This window comes from Anaerobacillus sp. QJM3NY_32 (assembly GCF_056173645.1).
The window spans coordinates 4,123,417-4,138,438 of the sequence record NZ_CM149684.1 but is presented as its reverse complement, the minus strand read 5'-3'; the positions used below and the strand labels follow the sequence as shown (position 1 = coordinate 4,138,438).

The following is a 15,022-nucleotide window of genomic DNA, read 5'->3' as shown; positions in this document are numbered from 1 at the left end:
CATGAAACCCAAAATGGATAAACAGACAATCGAATATTGGAGAGCATGGAAAGAGGAGAAGAATGAAGAGGCTGGTAACAAATTGATTGCCCTTTATCGTCCGCTCGTTGATTTCGCTGTACAGCGCTATGCGGCAGCTCTTCCGTCATCCGTTCAGCGTGATGATCTTAATAGTTTCGCGTATCAAGGGCTTCTTGATGCACTTGAAAAATTCGAGCCAGAACGTGATTTGAAATTTGAAACTTATGCCAGCTGGCGCATTAAAGGGGCCATAATTGATGGGCTTAGGCAGAATGATTGGGTGCCACGCTCCGTTCGTGACAAAGCACGTAAAATTGAAGAAGCCTACGCTGCTTTAGAACAGCAAAATCAAACGTCAAGCAGCGACCATGATGTAGCAGAGTATCTTGGTATGACAATTGAAGAAGTACAGCGGGTGATTCAAGATGCTTCTCTGTCTACAATGGTTTCCGTAGACGAGCCCGTGCACGATGACGATCAGCAGCAAATTGAGCGTTATAGTGTAATTGAAAATGAACAAGCTGATTTACCAGAAAAGCATTTGCACCAACATTTTATTAAAGAGTTACTAGCTGAAACGATTGAACGTCTACCTGAGAAAGAAAAACTTGTTGTATCTCTTGTTTATTTTGAAGAGTTAACACTTACAGAGATTGCAAGAATCTTAGGTTTATCGACAAGCCGAATTTCGCAACTACACTCGAGAGCGCTCCTTCGGATGAAGGGTGTCCTCCGAGCTAATAAAGAACACGTTCAATCAATGTAATCGGAGTGATTTCCATGTATCCATTCATCTTTATAAGTATTGCCCTTCATCTCGTGAGCTTTCTATGTATTGTTCTCTTGTTTCTAAAGCAAACGAAGAGTTCAGATGTAAGTGAAGAGATCGCCACGGGTATGGAAGTGTATATTGAACAGCTAGAGGAAGAAAATGATCGACTGATGACTGAGGTGAAATCTTACGTCGATAAACGTGAAAACCAGCTTGATACGCGCCTTCGTGTGTTAGAACATGGGAAGACTGTATCGCCTGAGGTGGAGGAGCAAAGAAAGCCGGTCATCATCCAGCACCCTTCAGCTAACAACGAACGAAATCAAAAAGCTCTTCAGCTTCATTCACAGGGTTTTTCGGTGACGGATATTGCAAGAATCCTTAATTGCGGTGTCGGCGAAGTTGAGCTGATTGTGAATATTCACGGAAGGTCTGAACAGCGATGAAAATTCAGCAGCATGGCCAAACGTCACTGGACTCTTTAAAAATGGATCTCCCAAAAGGTAACAAGCAGGTAGCGTTTCAATCGGTGATTCAGGAAGCATCAAAGGAACTGAAGGGAGCAGAACTAAAGCGACTGCTACAGCAAATTGATCGTCAGGGGGAGCTGCTTGGAAAGGAACGAACGTTTCAGAACTTATCGGCATACAAGCGAATGGTGAAACAGTTTCTTGAGGAAGCAGTAAGTCAGGGGCTAACGCTATCAGAGAAAAACAGCATGGACCATTATGGAAGAAATCGAACGTATAAGCTTGTGGAAACAGTAGAGAACAAGCTGGTTGAACTGCAAGAAGAGATGAGAGAAAAAGAGAAGAATGGAATGACCTTATTATCGCTTGTTGGTGAAATAAAGGGACTACTTGTTGATCTTTCTCTCTAGTTCAAACGACCCACCTAAAAAAGGAAGTATTGACTCATGGTCATTTGCATGAGTTTTTTCTATAATTAAAATAAGAACATACGTTCGAAATGATGGTTGTGATTTCTTGCTTTCAGGATACTTTCATTCCTACAGACAGAGAAAGGAGAGGTGAGGATGAAGAATGGATGCCGTTTAACAAATGAGATGTATGATGATTTAAAAGGAAATCTCCTATTTAAGTCATTCATTCAAGAAGAGAAGCATTGGACAAGTTTTATGGAGGCATATGCATCAGAGGATCGTGAGGCGGTAAATAAGCTCAATTCACTTTTTCAAAAGTACTATACAGAAATTCGTTTTATTGCTTACGTCACGAAGCTGATTCGCTACACGGCCATCAACTTTGACCGAAAGCGAAGACTTGGGCATCTTCGCTTTCCTCTTATGCTCGATCAGCCTGTAGGTATGTCTGGTGATGCCTGGATTGATTTCATTGAAAGTACGGAAACGTGTGGTGAAACGATTTCATTTGCCGAAAGTTTTCAGCAGAAATCACTTTATTTAGGATATACCCGATTAACGCCAAAACAGAAGGAAGTTCTTGAACTTTTTTACCGATATGAAGCTTCTGATACGGAGATTGCAAAAATGGCGGGGATTTCTCAACAGGCAGCGAGCAGAAGGCGTAAACGTGCGCTTGAGAAGCTAAGAGAAGCAGGAAAGGAGGGGGATAAATGAGCATAACTACGGTGATTAATGCCATTATTGGAGATCTTGGATTTCCGATCGTCGTTTCACTATATTTACTCGTGCGGCTAGAAAAGAAAATTGATGATTTAACAAGTGCGGTGGCGGATCAGGAAACTGACAAGAAGGGATGACTATGGAGAAAAGACTATATACGCTTTTACAACAGGCAAAGCAGGAAGAGAAAGAAGAACTCGGCGCCATTATTCATCAATTTGAGAAGAAAATTGAAGCAGAGCTCAGGCAAACTTCCCCTCAAAACAGAGATGATTTGCGTCAGGAATTAGTATTAAAAGTTCTTGAAGCGGTGGAAAAATACAATATGGAGGATGTGCCAAACTTTGAACAATTTATTGAAGATCAAAAAGGGAAGGGGTAAGAAACTTTTTCCCTTTTTCTTCCGTATAAAGAGGTAGAGGTGAAGCGGATGCTTAAGGTTGAAATCGAACAAGCAGGTTATGAAAAGAAAGATAGCGCCATTCGTCTGATCGAATTTGAAGTGAAAGGCGGCGAACTTCTGGGGTTATTAGGGTCAAATGGAGCTGGGAAAAGCACAACAATCAAGACGATATTAGGGCTACTGAAAGAGTGGAAAGGAAGCGTGACGTTTGAGAAAGGGTCGCGCTATGCGTATGTGCCAGAGCAACCCGTCTTCTATGATAGCTTAACGCTGTGGGAGCATTTGGAGCTTGCTGCAGCGGCGGTTCTTGGAGACGAGGAATGGGAAGAGCGAGCTCAAGAACTGATTCGCTATTTTCAACTGGAGCACGTAATCCATAACCTACCGTCAAGCTTTTCAAAAGGAATGCGACAGAAGGTGATGCTCATAACGGCTTTTATGCTCAAGCCGGATATTTATATCATTGATGAGCCTTTTCTTGGACTAGATCCGCGCGCTACGAAGGATTTTCTCGCGCTTATTGAAAAGGAGCGGTCTCGTGGAGCAGGTATTTTAATGTGTACGCATGTGCTTGATACGGCAGAGCGAATTTGTGATCAATTCGTTCTGCTCGCAAACGGAACGCTTCTTGCTCAAGGTACGCTTGAAGACATGCGTGAGCAGTCAGGCGCTCGGGAAAGTTCACTTCTTGATTGTGTTGATGCCTTTATGGAGCAACGAATATGACGTCGTTCCAGCTATGGTGGCAACGCGAACGTGACGATCAGCGTTATAAAATCCGAGATCTTCGCTCAGCACTCGATTGGACGGTATGGCTGTATATTCTTATCCCAGGTCTCGTGATTGGAGTGGAGTACTACCGCTCCTGGTGGATTCTTCCGCCTGAATGGCTCGCGGAAGTACCGCAACAGTTGGCGGTTCTGCCGTTATTTATAGTTGCAACTTTCTGGACATTACGACTGTATACAGAAGAAGCTGATCAAGTCTATTTGTTGCAAAATGTGAGTCTTATGGACGGATTAAAGAAATGGGGAATATGCTATTCTCTTCTAAAAGGACTGGTCGCGACGATCATTGGAATGACCCTTGTTTTACCCTTGCTTATTACAGGATGGGGGTTGGGCATAGAGCAATGTGCCGTCACAGGCCTATTTGTCCTTTTAGTCAGTTGGAATATAAAAACTAGCCGGTATTTTATAGAGTTATTTGTTCCTTCTATTTGGGTGAAATGGCTCCCGATTGGTTTAGTGAACCTGATCTCGATCATCGTATTGCTTCTCATGAGTGGGATAGGATGGCGGTATGAATGGGCAGTTGCTCTTGGAGGAGGAAGTTTGCTTCTCCTTTTACTTGTTCAGTTACGAGCACGAATGAATATGCAAGGGACTTTTTTCCATGATGTGGTGATGGAGCGCGGGCATAAGCAGAGCGTGACGAAATTTTTGATGGGGCGAGTAGGTGTTGCGCCAATGCCCCTTTTCACTCGAAAGCAGCCTATGCTTTTTAGAGGATCTGGGCGAATCAGTAAGAAAAAGTCTCCAGAAGTTAGAATGAGAGACGTTTATTTGAAATGGCTTCTTCGATCAATGGGGAAGGTTCAGTACTATATACAAGTCATTGGCTGGGGTACAGCGGCGATATTACTGTTACCTCTTATTGTCAAAGTGGTCGTGCTTCTATTTGCGCTCTATGCGCTGATTGGCCTTTCAAGGGCAGACTGGAGTGAATTCTCATCTAGCAGCTACGCCAATCTATTTCAATGGCATCAATCGATCCAAGAGGAAGCGGGGAAACAAGCATTAAAACTAGTGTCGATGCCATGTTTTCTTCTACTGTGTATCGTGACGGGGATTGCCTTCCCAGGTTGGCTAGGAGTCGTACTCTTTCCGCTAGGCGGATGGTTTGTATTTAAGGAGAGTCTCCAGATCGTTCATAGAAACATGCAATCATAAAAAGTTTTTTATCATAAATCGAAAGGTGTATGAACAATTCGAGATTTCGTTGCTTCGATCAAGCGCTTTCCGCTATGATGGGAGAGTAGATTCAGATGAAGGAGCGGATAATGTGATAAAGGTATTTTTAATTATTGGTGCGATTAATGCGGCACTTGCAGTTGGACTAGGCGCATTTGGGGCACATGGATTAGAAGGAAGACTATCAGAAAAAATGCTAGAGACGTTTAAAACCGGTGTACAATACCACATGTATCACGCTCTTGGTTTAGTTGGTGTAGCCATTGCTGCTGACAAGCTTCAATCAGCAGGGCTCATGCAATGGGCTGGATGGCTCATGTTTGCTGGGATCGTCCTCTTTTCCGGAAGCTTGTACGTGCTTAGCTTGAGCGGAATTAAGATCCTTGGTGCAATTACTCCACTAGGCGGCGTCGCGTTTATTACAGCCTGGATTTTGGTTGTTGTGGCTGCGTTTAAGGCGTAGAGGTGCGGGGGTCGGCGGTTGATGGTGCCTGTCACCGCCCGCTATTTGTCGAACCGTGGCAGGCCGGTGCGGTTTATTGGCCAAAACAAAAAGCTGCCGGAAATCCGGCAGCTTTTTCTATACCCGCTATCGCGGAGAATATTGCGTCGTTTGTTGAAGAGGGTAGTTGTATTCAAGCTCTTCATCAAATGTAATATAGTCCAAATAAACCATGAGTAGAATATACCGCTTGCCTGTTTGAGGATCGGATAGAATAATGTGATCTCTTCCGGCTGCTTCTACAATTCCTTTAAATACTTTGGCGTTCCATTTCTCATTGTTCTCGAAAGTCATGTACACGGTGGCGATTTTTCCAAGGTTTAGGCGCAGGATGTTTTCAATGTATGATTGCTCGACGGGTAGCTGTCCTGGAAAGCCTCCGCCTCCCTGTGTTGATGCTCCCTGAACCTGCTGGCCTTGAGGATAGCCTGAAGGATACTGTGCCATCTGTCCGCCTTGCCCTTGCTGCGGCATTTGACCATAGCCGCCCCCCTGGTTTTGTGACGGTGAAGTGTTCCAGTATTGATTGTTCATCATAACCCTCCTTAAGCATTCTCTTAGAAGCTGTTGTACACGTCTGCACATTCACTTTCGGTAGGCTTGTAGAAACAGTGGGATTTGAAGCGTCCTGCATTCCACTGGTTATACCACTGGTCAGGGCAGGTGCCGCCTGGTTTAAAGAACCAGAGAGAGTTGCTGGCAGGATGGTATTTCATCCCTTTGATGGCTTTGCGAGCAAGACGCTTATCTTTTTCGCGTGCTCGTTGGTAAAAGTAGCCTTTCTGAGTCGCTTCAAAACCGCCGGGACTCTGATAAACCATGTTGTTCATCGTGTTGATGTTCTTAAAATCAAGGCATCTCACCTTTACACGGTTTACCCCTACATTGCCTACCATCAGCATACCTAACTGCCCCTCACCTTCTGCTTCTGCACGCATCAAGCGAGCCAAAAGGTTTACATCATTTTCGTTTGTCTGAATCACCGCCATAACAACACCTCATCTCAGTTGTACCCATGTGCAAGAAGTAAGAAAGATGCCATGACTCTACGTAACTCATTGTATGTACGATTTGAAGGAATATGACTTTGACATAGACCACTCAAATACACAAAAAATCCCTTCAGACAATAAAGTGTCAGAAGGGATTTTCTCTATTAAACGTATAGGAATTGAGGCAGGCGCTCTTTCGGTAGGTGCGTTCCAACGTAGAAGCTACCAAATTCACCAAAACGAGCGCTTACTTCATCGAAGCGCATTTCGTAGACAAGCTTTTTAAACTGAAGCACGTCGTCTGCGAAAAGCGTAACGCCCCATTCCCAGTCATCAAAGCCAACAGAGCCTGTGATAATCTGCTTTACTTTGCCAGCATAGCTACGGCCGATCAGTCCGTGACTACGCATCATTTCACGACGCTCGTCCATTGAAAGCATGTACCAGTTGTCGTTTCCTTCGCGCTTTTTGTTCATTGGATAGAAGCACACGTAAGGAGCTTCTGCTAATTCTGGCTTCAAACGGGCCTGAATGCGCGGGTCATTATCAGGGTCGCTATCTTTTCCAGCCATATAGTTACTAAGCTCAACGACAGATACGTAAGAGTATTCTTTAACCGTATATTCAGCTAATGCCGTTTTATTAAAAGCATTTTCAATTTCATTTAACTCTTCCATAGTTGGGCGGAGAAGCATTAACATAAAGTCCGCTTTCTGACCAATGATGGAATAAAGCGTATGACTTCCTTGTTTATGGCCTGCTGTGACTTCCCATTTTTCAAGGAACGTTAGAAATTCATTCATCGCAAGATCACGTTCTTCGCTTGAAAGCTGTTTCCATGCCGTCCAGTTCATAGTACGGAAGTCATGAAGGCAATACCAGCCATCGAGAGTAACTGCTGCTTGATTCATATCTGATTCACTCCTTATCTTTTATCACACCAATAAGGCAGGTTACATTCATACAGCAACTGCCCCTAATGGTCCGATTGGTTCAACTAACCATCAGCGCAAATCATTCAATGCCCACTTTGATGGAAGTTTCCCTATATCCACTACCTACTATACCAATACTTGTACCTCTTTAAAAGCGATTGAGAGTGACGATTGAATGAAAAAGATATTCAGAAATCCGATGGTAAATCAGTATCAATGTTTAAATACGATTACGTTAGCTTATATTTAGAAGAGAATTAAGATTGAAAACTACTATAGTCCCTTTTGATTCGTCTGAAAAATAGAACTTTTTCATGCAAAGGCTTACACTTGCGGATTTATTTTCGTTTTTCGGGAAAAAGGGTTATCGTAGGAGTTGGATATTAAAAATAATGAGGTGAAACCAATGAGTGATCTTTTTACAAACATGAAAGACCAGGTTAAAGCAGGTTATCCGACAATCGTTTTCCCTGAAGGAACAGATGAGCGCGTATTAGCAGCAGCAAACCGCCTAGCAGAGGATGGCATCCTTAAGCCAATCGTTATTGGAGGAGAAAATGCAATCCAGGATAAAGCGTCAAGCCTAAGCCTTACATTGCACAGCGACCTTACAATTATGGATCCAGCAACGTATTCTGAAATGGATGCCCTTGTGGAATCATTTGTTGAGCGTCGTAAAGGTAAAGCAACAGCTGAACAAGCGCAGGATATTCTTCTTAACGTGAACTACTTCGGTACAATGCTCGTTCACACAGGCAAAGCAGATGGCCTTGTCAGTGGTGCGGCTCATTCTACTGGTGATACAGTTCGTCCAGCGCTTCAAATCATCAAAACAAAAGAAGGTGTGAAGAAAACATCTGGTGCTTTTGTAATGGTAAAAGGTGATGAGAAGTACGTTTTTGCTGACTGTGCAATTAACATTTCTCCTGACAGCAATGATCTTGCTGAAATCGGTGTAAGCAGTGCTGAAACTGCAAAAATGTTTGGAATGGACCCTAAAGTAGCGATGCTAAGCTTCTCTACTAAAGGTTCTGCAAAATCTCCTGAAACAGAGAAAGTTGAAGAAGCAACACGTTTAGCGAAAGAAATGGCGCCAGATCTAGTGATCGACGGCGAATTCCAATTCGATGCTGCTTTTGTTCCAGAAGTAGCACAAAAGAAAGCACCTGAATCACCACTTAAAGGACAAGCAAATGTATTTGTATTCCCAAGTCTTGAAGCAGGTAACATTGGCTACAAAATGGTTCAACGTCTTGGTGGATATGAGGCCGTTGGTCCAGTCCTTCAAGGATTAAACAAACCAGTAAACGACCTATCTCGCGGATGTAGCGAGGAAGACGTGTACAAGCTAGCATTGATTACAGCAATGCAGAGCCTATAATAAATGAAAGCCCCTGAAGGCACGCCTTCAGGGGCTTTATTTATTAGCCAAGTGCTTTTTCATTTCGAGTAAACACTCGCTGGTAGTTGAAATCGTAAAGAGACAGCTCTGGAATGGAAAGATGTGCCGTTGTTAATGATTCGGTATATTGCTTAAGCGTTTTAAGAGTTTTCATCATGATGTCGGAAACGCTTAGCTCTTCCCCAATGAGTTCACTTAACGAAGCCATCGTTTCGGGAACAATTTCAGGATAAGTGAATTTTGTTGGTTCTCCGTTCACGCCCCGCTTATAGAATTCCTGAATGATAGATGCGCGCTCTGATCCACTTCCATCGACACAAAGGTAAACTTGAACAGCGACTCCGCCGCGAAGTCTGCGTTGCGAAATGCCGGCAAATTTTTTCCCGTTAATGCTTAGGTCGTATCGACCCGGACAGTAAGATCCTACAATTTCCCTATCTTCAATTGTTACGTTATATGGCGACAAAATTTCCTGAATGAAATCGACCATTGCTTCGTACCCCGTATCAATGTCAATATGCTGCTGCTTTTCAGCTAAAACAAGTGAGAGATTTAACACTCCTGCATCAAGGACGACAGCAAGACCTCCAGAGTTTCTCACAATTACGCGATAACCTAAACTTTCTAAATAGTGAACGGCTTCCTCAAAGTTGGGAAGGCGTGTATCTTGTATACCGAGAACTATCGTATTGTGATGCACCCATGAGCGCAAAATCGGTGGGGATTCACCACTTCCAGCAGAATTACAAAGGGTATCATCCATTGCAAAAGATTGCAGCGCATCAAAGGATGGGCCTAGTGTTGATTGATCTATAATTCGCCATTTTGGCTGAAAAAGTATGGAATCGTTTGTTGGCATTTTCTTATCCCTTCTTCACTAACTAATCGTATTTATTATAGCAGAAGAAATGAGACATTAGACATCATCCGACAGTATTTCCCGGGTGATGACAAAACACTCGTCCTTTTTTCCTAATTTACTTCTTATTTTCCCTTTAAAACTTTGATTTTATAAAGAAATATATCTATTACGAAAAAAAGGAAATTGCGAGAATTGTCTAAAATGATATAATCATAATTACGGTAGTTTCAAGTTAGCGAGCGAGCGGGTATATACAGTAAAGAAATGGGAATGTATGTAAGAGCTTTCATATATGACTAAGATCATACGAAGAATCTACATATAGGAGAAACAACCAGCGTTGGATCGTTCTTCATGAACAGGAAACGGTGGTATTTACGTCGATTTGACGAAAGGGGACATGTTTATGAAGCTAACAGTTAAAATTATTGCAGGTCTAGTTCTAGGTATTATTGTTGGTGTTATCTTTAACTTATTTGCACCAGATGCATTTGGACCTGTCGATCAATATCTATTTGGTCCTGTTGGACAAATCTTTCTTAACTTAATTAAGATGCTTGTTGTACCAATTGTATTCTTCTCAATCGTGGTAGGAACGGCTGGAATAAGCGATCCGAAGAAGCTTGGACGTATGGGTGGGAAAACCGTTGCGTTTTTCCTTGTTACAACAACCATTGCTATTTCCATTGCGATGGCGCTTGCTTACTTAATTAAACCGGGTGTTGAAGGTTCATTCTCAGGAAATGCTGATTTTAAAGCAGAAGAAGCACCTCCTGTGTTGGATACTATTATTAATATTATCCCAACGAATCCGATATCGGCCATGGTTGAAGGAAACATGCTCCAAATTATCGCATTTGCTATCTTCGTAGGTTTTGCCCTTGCGATTCTTGGCGAGCGTACGAAAGCCTTAAGTAATCTTTTTGAACAGGGTAACGACGTTATGATGTATCTTGTTAAGATTATTATGGAAACAGCGCCATATGGTGCATTTGCACTTATTGCTTCCGCTGTTGGTGGACAAGGTAAAGAAGCGTTACAGTCAATGGGAATGTATTTCCTAGTAGTACTTGGCGCACTCCTCATCCATTTTCTCTTCACATATGGTAGTGCGATATATTTCCTTTGTAAAGAGAATCCAATTAAATTCTATAAAGCTTTTGCACCCGCAATGGCTGTTGCCTTCAGTACATCTTCAAGTAGCGGTACGCTTCCTGTATCTATGAAAACCGCTCAAGAAAATCTGAAGATTCCTAAGCAGGTGAGTAGTTTTGTACAACCGCTTGGGGCAACAATTAACATGGACGGAACGGCAATTATGCAGGGTGTAGCTACGATCTTTATCGCTCAAATTACCGGGGTTGATCTTACCTTTACACAGCTCATCATTGTTGTCGTCACAGCAACGCTCGCTAGTATAGGTACAGCTGGTGTGCCAGGTGTAGGACTTATCATGCTCGCAATGGTTCTAAAGCAAGTTGGATTGCCAGTAGAGCCAATTGGATTGATTCTAGCAGTTGACCGTCTACTTGATATGACACGTACCGCTGTTAATATTACAGGTGACGCGGCTTGTGCGATGTATATTGCAAAATCCGAAGAGAAGCGTGAAGGAAAAGAAGCAGAGACTGTTCTATAACATCATAAAGTATGAGATTCGAACCTTTTAAATGAAAAAAGGAAACATTTTCTCGTATATATAGCTATTGTTAGTCGTTCCATTCTTTCCATATGCCCGTTCAACAGGAGCCTTCCCTCATGATGTGTTTGATCACAAAGTGGGGGAAGGTTTTCATTTTGGAATGGGTGTTATATAATGAATGAATGATTTTGACGGAAGGAGCCTATCGCGGAATGCTCGAACGATTAAGCGAAGAAAAAGTATTTAAAGACCCTGTCCATCGCTATATTCATGTCCGATACCGTTTAATCTGGGAGCTAATTGGTACTAAGGAATTTCAGCGTTTGCGAAGGGTTCGCCAGCTCGGAACAACGTATCTAACTTTTCATGGAGCAGAACATAGTCGCTTTAGTCACTCGCTCGGTGTATACGAGATTGTAAGGCGTATTAACGAGATTTTTTCACAATATGATAGCTGGAACGAAGAGAACAGGCTATTAAGTATGTGTGCTGCGCTGTTACATGATGTAGGTCATGGACCTTTTTCACATTCATTTGAAAAAGTGTTTAACCTGGACCATGAAGACTTTACTCGGATGGTTATCCTTGGGGACACTGAAATCAATCAAGTGCTTCGAAAAGTAAGCGATGATTTTCCGTTGGAAGTGGCTGATGTAATCGCCAAAACACATAGCAACAAGCTTGTGGTTAGCTTAATTTCAAGTCAAATTGACGCCGATCGAATGGATTATCTTCTTCGTGATGCCTATTTTACTGGAGTGAGCTATGGACAATTTGATATTGAACGAATTTTACGCGTCATGCGACCTGGTGATGATCAAATTGTGATTAAACAAAGCGGTATGCATGCAGTTGAAGACTATATTATGAGCCGCTATCAAATGTATTGGCAAATTTATTTCCACCCTGTGACACGAAGTGCAGAAGTGATTCTAAGTAAAATTCTCCATCGTGCGAAAAGACTGTTTGAAGAGGGTTATCATTTTCAACACGATCCGATTCACTTCTATTCACTATTTAAAGAAGATATCCGTCTAGAAGACTTTCTTAAGCTAGATGATTCTGTCGTTATGTTCTATTTCCAGATCTGGCAGGAGGAAGAGGATGATATCCTAAGAGACCTCTGTGAACGATTTATGAATCGAAGACTGTTTAAGTACATTGAATTTAACCCAATGCAGCAAATGAATGCGTGGAGAGAGCTTTATGACTCTTTTCATGAAGCAGGTATTGATCCAGATTACTATCTTGAGGTTGATTCATCTTCTGATTTACCGTATGATTTCTATCGGCCTGGAGAAGAGGAAGAACGTTTGCCGATTCATTTGTTGAAACCAGGTGGAGATTTGCGTGAGCTTTCTCGTGAATCTGATGTGGTTGAAGCGATTTCTGGTAAGAAGCGAACAGACCACAAGCTGTATTTCCCTGCAGATTTCATTCTTGAAGGGAATACAGATGCTACTCGTCGTATTAAGTCATTGCTTCAAATCGATTAGCTGTTCAAAAAGAAAAGTGATCCTGGCATGAAGACGACTTCCGCTACAGGCATCGCTAAATAGTGGTGTTTAAAACGTTGAGTTTAATTTGGGAGTGAGCTCCCGTTTCAACTGAACGTTTAAGCATCTTCTAATAGATAAGAAAGCTTTTTGGACAACCTGTAAAAAGTACATGGGAGGGGTGCAGGTTGCTAGAAGATCACGCGAAAGTGATAGCTGTGTTGAAGGAAGCCGGAGAGGTCATTGGACGTAAGAAACTTCAGAAAATCATTTACATTTGTAAGAAGCTACAGTTTCCATTTAACGAGAAGTATCAATTCCATTTCTATGGACCGTATTCAGAAGAATTGACGCTACGAGTGGAAGAGCTTTGTAACCTTGGTCTTGTTACAGAGGTGAAGGAAAGCAAAGGTGGCTATTACCAATATAAATACACGGTAACAGATGAAGGTCATGAATTTCTCGGTCATTATGATTTCCAAATGCCGGAATTACATCAATGCATCGATGAAATCAATAGTCAAAGTTCACGTTTTCTTGAGCTTGTTTCAACCATTCTTTTCTTCGATCGCCTTTCAAAGGAAGAAGTGGTTGAGAAGGTTCATACCATCAAACGTAAACAGAATTATTCTGATGATGAAATTACTGAGGCCTATACATTTATAGAAAAGCTAGGATGCTAAAGGTCATTTGTATCTAGTTTAATAGAATAAGATATTTCTACAAACAAAAGGTGCCCTTAGGGGCACCTTTTGTTGCGGAAATTAACTTTTTATCGAAAATTTCTTCTGACTCATTTCAGAGAGTTTTGTAAGGTCGACTTTTGAAAGAATGACACCAGCAACAATGATTGCAATCATTTGGAGAAAAGAGAATGCCAGTGTGCTGATATAAGGAAATAGAAGTTCGGATATGTTAGGCAAGGTTCCTGCCATCATAAAGACTAGCGTAAAAGAAGAGACGGTATGGAAGGTTATCCCTGAAATCAATGCAATTGTATGTCTCGTTTTAAGAAGGGTAGGAAGCCAGAATGTCGAAAGTAGAAAGTAGCCGACTAGGATAATAAGTAGTGAAAAGAAACCTGCTAGTCCCGTATACTTATAGCCTCCGGCTGCTAAAATAATCGTATAAATAAGGGACGCAAGTAGGCCAATTGAGAAGCCAATTGCGGGGGAAGAATAAAGATATTTTTTCATAATCATACCACCTTTTACAAATACTTCGAGTTCACTACATAAATACCCGTTTGATGATTAGTATAATCGTTTCTCTATATCAAAACTTGGAAAAACAAGTCGAGAAAATAGAACTTATTTGTCGAATAACAAAAAGGGTTCAAAAGTCTTACATTATTGAAATGGAGTGAGGGAGATGAAAGAAGTGAAGGTAGGGTTAGTTGGATTTGGTTTTTCGGGAGCGACTTTTCATGCGCCAGTGATTGAATCTGTACAGGGGTTAACCATCACAAAAGTGGTTTCTTCTAATCCGAAGAAAGTAATTGAGCAGTTTTCAGAAATAGAAGTGGTCGCTTCAATAGACGAGCTTTTAAATGATAGAGAAATAGAGTTAGTCATTATTACGACACCGAATGAATTTCATTTCCCAATGGCGAAGCAGGCTCTTGAAGCAGGGAAACATGTTGTTCTTGAGAAACCATTCACGGTAAGTGTAGAAGAGGGAGAAGAGTTAATTCAAATAGCTAAAAACCATGACAGATTGCTAAGTGTGTATCATAACAGAAGATACGATAATGATTTTCTTACAATTCAGAAGCTCATAAATGAAGAGGAGCTTGGAACGGTCCTTTCGTACGAGGCGCATTATGATCGGTATAGTGCGGAGGTACATGATCGTTGGCGAGAGCAGGATAAGAAGGGATCTGGTATTCTCTTTGACCTGGGTTCTCATTTAATCGACCAGGCACTGACTCTATTTGGCGAGCCTGAGGCCGTATATGGAGATGTTTTGACTCAAAAAGAAGAAGGGAAAACGGACGATTACTTTCACTTGGTTTTGCATTACGGAAAAAGAAGAGTGATTCTCCACGCTGGCTCTCTCGTAAAAAAACACGGACCTCGCTATCAAATTCATGGGATAAAGGGATCGTTTGTAAAATGGGGTATTGATCCTCAGGAAGAAGCGCTGAAAAAGGGACAATTACCAGGGGATGAGCACTGGGGAGAAGACGAGAGCGATCAGTACGGCGTGCTAACGAAAGATAATCGCGATAGAGTGATTCCAACCACACCTGGTTCTTATCAAACATACTACATAGAACTGCACCGAGCGATTTGTGAACAAAGTACTGCGCCTGTAACAGCAAGAGAAGCCCTTAAAGTAATTAAAGTGATCGAGCTTGCATTAAAGAGTAGTGAAGAGAAAAGGTTAGTGAAATGGGTATGAAAAAAGATCTGCC

General features: G+C 42.0%; 19 protein-coding genes. 14 read left to right on the top strand and 5 right to left on the bottom strand.

From position 1 onward, the window contains the following. Position 1 precedes the first annotated feature (1 nt). The 9 genes from AC0VYH_RS21180 (at position 2) to AC0VYH_RS21140 (ending at position 5,238) form a co-directional block, all read left to right on the top strand. A complete protein-coding gene (locus AC0VYH_RS21180; protein ID WP_371017854.1) occupies positions 2–787 on the top strand; it encodes a FliA/WhiG family RNA polymerase sigma factor in 786 nt (261 codons plus the stop codon). Positions 788–801: 14 nt separating this feature from the next. Next, positions 802–1,239: a DUF6115 domain-containing protein gene (locus tag AC0VYH_RS21175; protein ID WP_475373090.1), complete on the top strand. Its 438-nt coding sequence runs from the start codon at positions 802–804 to the stop codon at positions 1,237–1,239. Beyond that, the gene (locus tag AC0VYH_RS21170; RefSeq protein WP_194218327.1) at positions 1,236–1,673 is read left to right on the top strand and encodes a YaaR family protein; all 438 of its coding nucleotides are present in this window, start codon (positions 1,236–1,238) and stop codon (positions 1,671–1,673) included. The genes AC0VYH_RS21175 and AC0VYH_RS21170 overlap by 4 nt, the downstream gene beginning before the upstream one ends. Positions 1,674–1,829: 156 nt before the next feature. Then, entirely contained in the window at positions 1,830–2,393 is a 564-nt protein-coding gene (locus tag AC0VYH_RS21165; RefSeq protein ID WP_475373089.1) for a sigma-70 family RNA polymerase sigma factor, read from the top strand. Then, the gene (locus tag AC0VYH_RS21160; RefSeq protein ID WP_194218329.1) at positions 2,390–2,536 is read left to right on the top strand and encodes a YvrJ family protein; all 147 of its coding nucleotides are present in this window, start codon (positions 2,390–2,392) and stop codon (positions 2,534–2,536) included. Before AC0VYH_RS21165 ends, AC0VYH_RS21160 begins: the two co-directional genes overlap by 4 nt. Positions 2,537–2,538: 2 nt before the next feature. Beyond that, on the top strand, positions 2,539–2,781 hold the full coding sequence (locus AC0VYH_RS21155) for a helix-turn-helix domain-containing protein (RefSeq protein WP_430245210.1): 243 nt from the start codon (positions 2,539–2,541) through the stop codon (positions 2,779–2,781). A 48-nt stretch (positions 2,782–2,829) separates the two neighbouring features. Continuing rightward, entirely contained in the window at positions 2,830–3,528 is a 699-nt protein-coding gene (locus AC0VYH_RS21150; RefSeq protein WP_475366172.1) for an ABC transporter ATP-binding protein, read from the top strand. Then, the gene (locus AC0VYH_RS21145) at positions 3,525–4,754 is read left to right on the top strand and encodes an ABC transporter permease (protein WP_475373088.1); all 1,230 of its coding nucleotides are present in this window, start codon (positions 3,525–3,527) and stop codon (positions 4,752–4,754) included. Before AC0VYH_RS21150 ends, AC0VYH_RS21145 begins: the two co-directional genes overlap by 4 nt. 115 nt (positions 4,755–4,869) lie before the next feature. After that, positions 4,870–5,238 (top strand): DUF423 domain-containing protein, encoded by a 369-nt coding sequence (locus tag AC0VYH_RS21140; RefSeq protein WP_194219551.1) that lies wholly within the window; start codon positions 4,870–4,872, stop codon positions 5,236–5,238. A gap of 126 nt (positions 5,239–5,364) precedes the next feature. Here the strand turns inward: AC0VYH_RS21140 and gerQ are convergent, their stop codons facing one another. The 3 genes from gerQ to hemQ all read right to left on the bottom strand — a co-directional run bounded on the left by gerQ (position 5,365) and on the right by hemQ (position 7,180). After that, positions 5,365–5,814: a spore coat protein GerQ gene (gene gerQ, locus AC0VYH_RS21135; protein WP_283153318.1), complete on the bottom strand. Its 450-nt coding sequence runs from the start codon at positions 5,812–5,814 to the stop codon at positions 5,365–5,367. Positions 5,815–5,834: 20 nt separating this feature from the next. Then, positions 5,835–6,266: a cell wall hydrolase gene (locus AC0VYH_RS21130; protein ID WP_283153319.1), complete on the bottom strand. Its 432-nt coding sequence runs from the start codon at positions 6,264–6,266 to the stop codon at positions 5,835–5,837. 167 nt (positions 6,267–6,433) lie between these two features. Beyond that, positions 6,434–7,180 (bottom strand): hydrogen peroxide-dependent heme synthase, encoded by a 747-nt coding sequence (gene hemQ / locus AC0VYH_RS21125; RefSeq protein WP_430245216.1) that lies wholly within the window; start codon positions 7,178–7,180, stop codon positions 6,434–6,436. Between the two features lie 430 nt (positions 7,181–7,610). Here hemQ and pta point away from each other — a divergent pair, with 430 nt between their 5' ends. Continuing rightward, the gene (gene pta, locus AC0VYH_RS21120) at positions 7,611–8,585 is read left to right on the top strand and encodes a phosphate acetyltransferase (protein WP_194218335.1); all 975 of its coding nucleotides are present in this window, start codon (positions 7,611–7,613) and stop codon (positions 8,583–8,585) included. A 43-nt stretch (positions 8,586–8,628) separates the two neighbouring features. Here pta and lipL read toward each other — a convergent pair whose 3' ends face one another. Next, positions 8,629–9,465 carry an octanoyl-[GcvH]:protein N-octanoyltransferase gene (gene lipL, locus AC0VYH_RS21115; RefSeq protein WP_475373087.1) on the bottom strand — a complete coding sequence of 279 codons (837 nt, stop codon included), beginning with the start codon at positions 9,463–9,465 and terminating at the stop codon, positions 8,629–8,631. 409 nt (positions 9,466–9,874) lie between these two features. On the opposite strand from lipL, the gene AC0VYH_RS21110 reads away from it, so the two are divergent. From AC0VYH_RS21110 to AC0VYH_RS21100, 3 genes are all read left to right on the top strand, one after another. Beyond that, on the top strand, positions 9,875–11,107 hold the full coding sequence (locus AC0VYH_RS21110) for a dicarboxylate/amino acid:cation symporter (RefSeq protein ID WP_475368196.1): 1,233 nt from the start codon (positions 9,875–9,877) through the stop codon (positions 11,105–11,107). A gap of 215 nt (positions 11,108–11,322) precedes the next feature. Beyond that, on the top strand, positions 11,323–12,606 hold the full coding sequence (locus tag AC0VYH_RS21105; RefSeq protein WP_194219552.1) for an HD domain-containing protein: 1,284 nt from the start codon (positions 11,323–11,325) through the stop codon (positions 12,604–12,606). A 188-nt stretch (positions 12,607–12,794) separates the two neighbouring features. After that, entirely contained in the window at positions 12,795–13,289 is a 495-nt protein-coding gene (locus AC0VYH_RS21100; protein WP_194218338.1) for a YwgA family protein, read from the top strand. Between the two features lie 81 nt (positions 13,290–13,370). On the opposite strand, the gene AC0VYH_RS21095 is transcribed toward AC0VYH_RS21100, so the two are convergent. Next, complete coding sequence (locus tag AC0VYH_RS21095; protein WP_475373086.1) at positions 13,371–13,802, bottom strand: hypothetical protein; 432 nt, start codon at positions 13,800–13,802, stop codon at positions 13,371–13,373. 175 nt (positions 13,803–13,977) lie between these two features. Here AC0VYH_RS21095 and AC0VYH_RS21090 point away from each other — a divergent pair, with 175 nt between their 5' ends. After that, positions 13,978–15,009: an oxidoreductase gene (locus AC0VYH_RS21090; protein WP_475373085.1), complete on the top strand. Its 1,032-nt coding sequence runs from the start codon at positions 13,978–13,980 to the stop codon at positions 15,007–15,009. The last annotated feature ends 13 nt before the right edge of the window (positions 15,010–15,022 follow it).

Excerpts from the sequence above, each read along its gene's own strand:
- hemQ (WP_430245216.1), bottom strand. The coding sequence starts at position 7,180 with ATGAATCAAGCAGCAGTTACTCTCGATGGCTGGTATTGCCTTCATGAC.
- AC0VYH_RS21105 (WP_194219552.1), top strand. The coding sequence starts at position 11,323 with ATGCTCGAACGATTAAGCGAAGAAAAAGTATTTAAAGACCCTGTCCAT.
- AC0VYH_RS21090 (WP_475373085.1), top strand. The coding sequence starts at position 13,978 with ATGAAAGAAGTGAAGGTAGGGTTAGTTGGATTTGGTTTTTCGGGAGCG.
- AC0VYH_RS21095 (WP_475373086.1), bottom strand. The coding sequence starts at position 13,802 with ATGAAAAAATATCTTTATTCTTCCCCCGCAATTGGCTTCTCAATTGGC.
- pta (WP_194218335.1), top strand. The coding sequence starts at position 7,611 with ATGAGTGATCTTTTTACAAACATGAAAGACCAGGTTAAAGCAGGTTAT.
- AC0VYH_RS21170 (WP_194218327.1), top strand. The coding sequence starts at position 1,236 with ATGAAAATTCAGCAGCATGGCCAAACGTCACTGGACTCTTTAAAAATG.
- AC0VYH_RS21145 (WP_475373088.1), top strand. The coding sequence starts at position 3,525 with ATGACGTCGTTCCAGCTATGGTGGCAACGCGAACGTGACGATCAGCGT.
- lipL (WP_475373087.1), bottom strand. The coding sequence starts at position 9,465 with ATGCCAACAAACGATTCCATACTTTTTCAGCCAAAATGGCGAATTATA.
- AC0VYH_RS21165 (WP_475373089.1), top strand. The coding sequence starts at position 1,830 with ATGAAGAATGGATGCCGTTTAACAAATGAGATGTATGATGATTTAAAA.
- gerQ (WP_283153318.1), bottom strand. The coding sequence starts at position 5,814 with ATGATGAACAATCAATACTGGAACACTTCACCGTCACAAAACCAGGGG.
- AC0VYH_RS21175 (WP_475373090.1), top strand. The coding sequence starts at position 802 with ATGTATCCATTCATCTTTATAAGTATTGCCCTTCATCTCGTGAGCTTT.
- AC0VYH_RS21130 (WP_283153319.1), bottom strand. The coding sequence starts at position 6,266 with ATGGCGGTGATTCAGACAAACGAAAATGATGTAAACCTTTTGGCTCGC.
- AC0VYH_RS21160 (WP_194218329.1), top strand. The coding sequence starts at position 2,390 with ATGAGCATAACTACGGTGATTAATGCCATTATTGGAGATCTTGGATTT.
- AC0VYH_RS21180 (WP_371017854.1), top strand. The coding sequence starts at position 2 with ATGAAACCCAAAATGGATAAACAGACAATCGAATATTGGAGAGCATGG.
- AC0VYH_RS21110 (WP_475368196.1), top strand. The coding sequence starts at position 9,875 with ATGAAGCTAACAGTTAAAATTATTGCAGGTCTAGTTCTAGGTATTATT.
- AC0VYH_RS21155 (WP_430245210.1), top strand. The coding sequence starts at position 2,539 with ATGGAGAAAAGACTATATACGCTTTTACAACAGGCAAAGCAGGAAGAG.
- AC0VYH_RS21150 (WP_475366172.1), top strand. The coding sequence starts at position 2,830 with ATGCTTAAGGTTGAAATCGAACAAGCAGGTTATGAAAAGAAAGATAGC.